We start from the raw sequence: 6,725 nt of genomic DNA, 5'->3' as shown, positions 1-6,725 counted from the left end.
GCCCAAGCGCAAGGCGGTGAAGAAGTCCGGGTCCGCCGCCTCCGGCGACGCCCTGGCCTCCCCGATGCAGGGCACCATCGTCAAGGTCGCCGTGGCCGAGGGCGACACCGTGGCCGAGGGCGACCTCATCGTCGTCCTGGAGGCCATGAAGATGGAACAGCCCCTCAACGCCCACCGCGCGGGCACCGTCAAGGGCCTGACCGCCGAGGTCGGCGCGTCCATCACCTCCGGCGCCGTCATCTGCGAGATCAAGGACTGACGACACCCCGGCCGGCCAGCACGGCCCCGGCCGGTTCACCGGACGCCGATACGCGATGCCGCCCTGCCGGACCTCATCCGGCAGGGCGGAGAACGGCGGGTGCGGACGCGCGGATCGGCCGGCCGGCCACCATGTTGGCCCCGTACTCCCCCAGCCGGCCCGCCGCCTCCCGCTGTGACGGAACCGGACATCACCCGGCGCCGTCCGCCGCCAGTCGTACCGCCGTGACCTTGTACTCCGGGCAGGAGGTGACCGTATCGGCGTGATCGGAGGTGACGCGGTTCACCCCGCTCGCCGGGAAGTGGAACGAGCAGAAGACCTGGCCGGGCGCGGTCTCGCCGCCGATGCGCGCGATGAGGCGGGCCCGTCCGTACCGGCTGACCACCTGGACCGGTTCCCCGTCCCGCAAGCCGTACCTGACGGCGTCGTCCGGGTGGATGTCGAGGTGGTCGACCGGGTCGAGCGCGAGATTGCCGCCACGGCGGGTCATGGATCCGGAGTTGTAGTGCGCCCAGCGCCGGCCCGTGACCATGACCAGGGGATAGTCGCCGTCCGGCTGCTCTCCCGGCGGCAGGTGGGGCACGGCCGCGAGGTGGGCCCGTCCGTCGGCGGTGGCGAACCGCTCCCGGTACAAGGTGGCCTGGCCCGGCCGGTCCGGGTCCGGACAGGGCCAGCAGACGGCGCCCTCCCGGTCCAGCCGCCGGTGGGACAGCCCGGCGAAATGGGGGCTGATCCGGGCGCACTCGGCCAGCGCGTCCGCCGGAGTCGGACAGCCCAGGTCGGTGCCCATGGCCTCGGCGACGGCGCGCACCGTGTCGAAGTCGGTACGGGCCCGGCCCGGCGGGGCGACGGCGGGGCGGACCCGCTGGAACCTGCGGTCGAAGTTGACGAACGTGCCGTCCTTCTCCAGCCAGGAGGCGACCGGCAGCACGACGTCCGCGTGCCGGGCGGTCTCGGACAGGAAGAGTTCGTCGCACACGACGAGCGGGCAGGTGTCCAGGGCCCGCGCCACCCGGTTGGCGTCGGGATCGGTGGCGCAGACGTCCTCTCCGATGACCCACAGCGCCCCCAGCCGTCCGGCCCGTGCCGCCGCGAACATCTCGGGGATCCGCAGGCCGGGCCGGGGTGGGACGGTGACGCCCCAGACCTCCTCGGCCCGTGCGCGGACGGCCGGGTCGGTCACCTTTCCGTAGCCGGGCAGCACATCGGGCAGGGCACCCATGTCGGAGGCGCCCTGGACGTTGTTCTGACCGCGCAGCGGATTGACACCGAAGCCCCGTCCGGTGCCCACCGCGCCGCGCAGGATGGCGAGATTGGCCAGCGCGCGTACGCCGTCGGTGCCGTGGAGGTGCTCGGTGACGCCCAGACCGTAGACGATGGCGGGCCGCTCGGCGCGGCCGTACAGCCGGGCCGCCGCGACAAGGTCCGCGGCGGGGACGCCGGTCAGGTCCGCGACCCGGTCCGGCGGGTAGTCGGCCAGCAGGCCGGTCAGCTCCGGCAGACCGGCGGCCCGGTGCCGCAGGAACTCGTCGTCGACGAGCCCCTCCGTCAGCAGGACGTGGGCGAGGCCGTGGCACAGCGCGACGTTGGTTCCGGGGCGGGGCCGCAGATGCACATCGGCGTGCGGGGCCAGGCCGACGGCGCGGGGATCGGCGACGACCAGACGGGCCCCCCGGAGCACGCGTCGCAGCAGCCGCGCGCCGATCACGGGATGCGCCTCGACCGGGTTGGCGCCCACGACCAGCAGACAGTCGGACCGCTCGACGTCGTCGAAGGTGTCGGTGCCGCCGGGGAGCCCGAAGGAGGCTGTGAGACCCGCGGCGGACGGGGAGTGGCAGAGCCGAGAGCAGTTGTCGACGTTGTTGGTGCCGATGACCACCCGCATGAACTTCTGGACGAGATAGTTCTCCTCGTTGGTGGAGCGCGCGGAGGAGATGGCCGCCACCGCGTCGGGGCCGCCCGCGCGGATGGCCGCGCGCAGTCCGCGGGCGATGTGGGCGAGTGCCTCGTCCCAGCCGACCGGTTCCAGACCGTGCTCGCCCCGCAGCAGGGGCTGGGTGAGCCGTTCGGGGGAGGTGAGGTATCCGTGGGCGAAGCGGCCCTTGACGCACGCGTGCCCACGGTTGACCGGCCCGTCCCGGGCGGGCAGCACGGCGGCGACCCGGTCTTCCTCGGCGACCACGTCCAGGGCGCAGCCCACCCCGCAGTAGCCGCAGGTGGTGCGGGTCATCGGCGGCGCCGGGCGGACCGCGGTGGTGAGGCCGCGTGCGGGGCCCGGCTCGCTGATCGCCCCGGTGGGGCAGGTGTCGACGCAACCGCCGCACGCCACGCAGTCCGACTCCACCCACGGCCCGCCGGTGCCGGGGGCGACGACGGTCTCGGCGCCCCGCCCGGTCAGGGTCAGGGCGAAAGTGCCCTGGACCTCGGCGCACATGCGCACACACCGCCCGCAGGCGATGCACAGGTCCCGGTCGAGGTGCACATAGGGATGGGAGGTGTCCTCGCCCCGGCCTCCGGCGCCGGCCGCCACCTCGGGGCCGATGCCCACCGACCGGCAGGCGCGTGCCAGCTCGGTACGGCCGTCCTCGGTCAGGGCCCGGGACGGCAAGGCCGAGACGATGACCTCCAGAGCGTCCCGGCGCAGGGCCCGCAGGCCGTCCGTGGCGGCCTCCACCGTGGCTCCCGGGGCCGCCGGAGTGACGCAGGCCGCCACGATCCGTCCGTCGGCCCGCACCAGGCAGGTGCGGCAGGACCCGGCCGGGGAGAGCCGGTCGTCCTGGCAGAGCGCGGGCAGTTCGATCCGGGCCGCGCGCACCGCGGCGAGCAGCGAGGCTCCCTCGGGGACCTCGACGGCGACGCCGTCGACCTCGACACCGGTCATTGCTCCCACCCCGCCAGGCGGCCTTCGCAGGCACGGGCCAGGCTGCGTACCGCCGGGGGGATCCGCCGGCCGAAGGCGCACAGGCTCGCCTCGGCCATGACCCTCGCCAGCCGCCCGTAGGCCGGGCCGGGCGGCAGCGGCCCGGCCGCCAGCTCCAGGCCCCGGCGCGACCCCACGCGGCAGGGAGAGCACGCCCCGCAGCTCTCGGCGGCGGCGAACTCCCAGATGTGCCGCAGCAGGTCCCGCGGGTCCACCTGCCGGTCGAAGGCGACGAGACCGGCGTGGCCCAGGGCGGCGCCCCCGGCCGACAGCCCCGCCTCGGTCAGCGGCACGTCCAGCGCGTCGGCGGCGAGGAAGCCGCCCAGCGGGCCGCCCACCTGGAGCACGGCGAGTTCCGCGCCGTCGCGGAGACCACCGCCGAGCTCGGTGACGATGCGCCGCACCGAGGTGCCGAGTTCGACCTCGTACGCGCCCGGCCGGGCGAACCGCTCGGACAGGCAGACCAGTTTCGTTCCGGTTTCCTCCGCGGTTCCGCGCCGGGCGTACGCGCCGCCGCCACGGGCGACGATCCACGGGACGGCCGCCAGCGTCTCGACGTTGTTCACCACGGTCGGGGCGTCCCACAGCCCGCGCCGGGTCGGGTACGGCGGGCGGGGCCGGGCGCATCCCCGGCCGCCCTCCAGGCTCGCGATCAGGGCCGTCTCCTCGCCGGTGACATAGGAGCCGGCGCCCCAGACCACCTGAACGTCCACCGCGGTGTCCGTTCCGTGCACGTGGGAGCCGAGGTGTCCGGCGGCGTACGCCTGCTCGACCGCCTCCCTCATACGGGCGAGGGCGCGCGGATACTCGGAGCGGACCAGCACCACGCCGCGGCGGGCTCCGCAGGCGAAACAGGCCAGGGCCAGTCCCTCCAGCACCCGGTCCGGGTCGGCCTCCATCAGCAGCCGGTCCGCGTAGGAGCCGGGATCGCCCTCGTCGCCGTTGGCCACCACCACGGTGTCCGGGGCACGTCCCGCCGCGGCCCACTTCGCGGCCACGCGGAATCCCGCGCCACCACGTCCGCGCAGCCCGGACACGGCCACCTCCCGGTGGACGGCGTCCGGGCCGCGTGCCGTGACCACACCCGGCCACACCTGCCACGGGGCCTCACCGCAGAGCACGCCGCCCAGCAGCACCGGGTCGCCGGTGGCGTCGGCCGCGGGGATCTCCGGCGCCCGTGGGGGTTCCCGCCCGGTCAGCTGGGCGGCCAGGGCCGGGCCGGTGCGTGGCGCGTCGCCGTCGAGGGCGGCAGGCCCGGCGTAGCAGTACCCCAGGCAGTGAACGGCCTGCAGTGATGTCTCCCCGTCAGGGGTCACGTTCCCGGCGGCGACCCCCAAGGCGGCCTCCACACCGGCGAGGTGCCGTCCGCCCTCCGCCGCGAAACAGGCCGTCGCGGCGCACACCCGGACGTGGCGGCGGCCATGCGGAGTGGCGAAGTCCGCGAAGTAGGAGGCCGGGCCGAGGGCGGCGGCCGCCGGCAGCCCCACCTGGATGCCGACCGACGGGGCCCATGCCCGGGGGCTCTCCGCCGTTTCCGCCCGTACCCGGGCCAGGGACGCCATCAGCCGGTCCGCGGACCGCCCTCGCCGGGCGGCCAGGGCCCGGAAGGCGTCGCTGCTCTCGGCGGGGCGGGGAGCCGTCATGTCCTCATCGTGGATCCGGTTCCGCCCGGCCGCATCCGGTGTCCGTCCCCGGGCCACGGCGGCATCCGTCGGCGCCGCCCCTTGCCGGGCCGGTCCGCCCGAAAACCGCCTGGCCCGGGGGTGCGAGCGGAAGCTTTCGGGCCGGGCGCGAACTGCCGCCTGCCGTAGGCGCCGGTCGAGGGCGGCTGCCCGCGCTCGCGCGGGTTTCCGACGGCGCCGGCCCGCTCCGGGTCCGCGGTGTTCCGTCCCGTACCGAGCGGCCTTACCCGGTCCCGGCCGATCCGGCGGACACCTTTCCGCCGGTCCTGACCACGACGCGGGCCCGTGGCGCCTGTACTGTCGCGCGGTGGGCCGCCGCCGGGCCGGCCCATGGGGGCAGACCGTCGTACGCGGTCCGTGCCGCGCGTTCGGTGCGGGGGTCCGGTGTTCGATTCGCCGGGCGGGGCGGAGACGCGCACCATGGAAACCGACCCGATGTCCGCCAGTCCACGAGGTGGAACGCGATGACACCGCCGGTACGCCGCCGACCCGGCCGGCTCGCGGAAGGGCGCTGCCACGCGCTGGGCCGGTCGCCTCGGCATGCGACGCCCCGGCGTACGGGGTGCTCCCCCTGCCGGGCCCTGCCGCCGGGCGACGCCGAGGCCGACGAGGTCACGGCAAGCGCCGGGCGACGGCGAGGCGAGGGGATCACGGCAAGCGCGCCGGCAGGAGGCCGATCGGCACCACCTGGCCGGAAACCGTCGTCGCCGCCGTCCGCGCCCGGCCCGTCCCACGCCTTCATCGTCCAGCGCGCTTCCCGGGCCGACCCGGGCGGTGGCCCTTCAGCGCCCCGGAGGAGGCATGACATGACACAGAACCAGCCCGAGGGCCCCGGCGCCCCGCCCGGACCGGAAGACCGGCTGAGCCGACTGGAAGCGCAGGTCGCGACGCTGGCCGAGGCCGTCCGGGCCCTCGCCCACGGTCTGGAGAACGTCCCGTCCGAGGACGTTCCGCCCGAGGAGGCGGCACGCGGCGCACGGCTCGCCCACGAACTCCTGCTCTCCCAGGGGCTGTAGACACCGACTCGGCGGCGCGTCACGCCCCTGGCCCCTCGCGTGCGGCGCCCCGTTCGCTTCGAGGACGGCCCGCCCGTCGGCCGGTGGCTCGGCCCTGCCTGCCCGCCGGCCCGGTAGTGGGGCGCCCCTCCCCGGCCCGCCGGTCCTGGACGAGGACACGGCCGTCCGGGTGTGCCCTGTCCCGGTGCGCCGTCGCCCGCCGCCGGAAGACCCTCCGGGCGTACCGGCGCCCGTCCGGCGGTGGCACCGCGCCAGGACCCCGTACCGGGCCACCCGGTACGGGTCCCGGCCGGGCGTCCAGAGCCGCCCAGGCCTGGTCCCGTTTCATCGCGTCCGGTCCAGGGCGGCGTTGAGTTCGACGACGTTGACCCGGTCCGCGCCGAGGAAGCCCATGACCCGGCCGCGGACGTGGCGCGCGACCAGCCCGCGCACGGTCCGGGGGCGCAGGCCACGGGCCTTGGCGACCCGGTCGGCCTGCTCGTAGGCGTACGCCGTGGAGATGTGCGGATCCAGCCCCGAACCGCTGGCGGTGACGGCGTCGGCGGGGACGTCCCCGGGATCGACGCCGTCGAACGCGGCGACTGCCGCCCGCCGTTCCTCCACCGTGCGGACCAGGGCCGGATTGTTGGGACCGAGGTTGGAGGCGCCGGAGGCCAGCGGGTCGTATCCGCCGGCGGACGGGCGGGGCTGGAACCAGGCGGGATCGGGCCGGGACGGTCCGCCCGGACCGCCGGAGTGCCGGGTGCGGTGGCTGAAGCCCTGGCCGAGCAGGCTGGAGCCGACGGTCGTGCCGTGGCGGGTGATCCGCGAGCCGTTCGCCTGGTGCGGGAACGCCAGCTGCCCCACTC

At 76.0% G+C, this 6,725-nt stretch carries 5 protein-coding genes; 2 read left to right on the top strand and 3 right to left on the bottom strand.

The annotated features are described in order from the left end of the window. Nucleotides 1-259, top strand: a 259-nt coding sequence (locus tag AXW62_RS37620; protein ID WP_159061050.1) for an acyl-CoA carboxylase biotin carboxyl carrier protein subunit, incomplete at its 5' end; no start/stop codon positions are given. 190 nt (nucleotides 260-449) lie between these two features. On the opposite strand, the gene fdhF is transcribed toward AXW62_RS37620, so the two are convergent. Further along, on the bottom strand, nucleotides 450-3,140 hold the full coding sequence (gene fdhF / locus AXW62_RS37615) for a formate dehydrogenase subunit alpha (RefSeq protein WP_060948329.1): 2,691 nt from the start codon (nucleotides 3,138-3,140) through the stop codon (nucleotides 450-452). Further along, on the bottom strand, nucleotides 3,137-4,822 hold the full coding sequence (locus tag AXW62_RS37610; RefSeq protein WP_060948331.1) for an NAD(P)H-dependent oxidoreductase subunit E: 1,686 nt from the start codon (nucleotides 4,820-4,822) through the stop codon (nucleotides 3,137-3,139). The genes fdhF and AXW62_RS37610 overlap by 4 nt, the downstream gene beginning before the upstream one ends. A gap of 845 nt (nucleotides 4,823-5,667) precedes the next feature. Between AXW62_RS37610 and AXW62_RS37605 the strand changes: the two genes are divergently transcribed. Then, a complete protein-coding gene (locus AXW62_RS37605; protein WP_060948328.1) occupies nucleotides 5,668-5,877 on the top strand; it encodes a hypothetical protein in 210 nt (69 codons plus the stop codon). Between the two features lie 324 nt (nucleotides 5,878-6,201). On the opposite strand, the gene AXW62_RS37600 is transcribed toward AXW62_RS37605, so the two are convergent. Further along, nucleotides 6,202-6,725, bottom strand: a 524-nt coding sequence (locus AXW62_RS37600) for a potassium-transporting ATPase subunit C (protein ID WP_107406395.1), incomplete at its 5' end; no start/stop codon positions are given.

The organism is Streptomyces hygroscopicus subsp. hygroscopicus (genome assembly GCF_001553455.1).
GTDB lineage: Bacteria > Actinomycetota > Actinomycetes > Streptomycetales > Streptomycetaceae > Streptomyces > Streptomyces hygroscopicus.
Note: the sequence above shows the minus strand (reverse complement) of the source record. Positions and strands in the feature narration are given on the sequence as shown.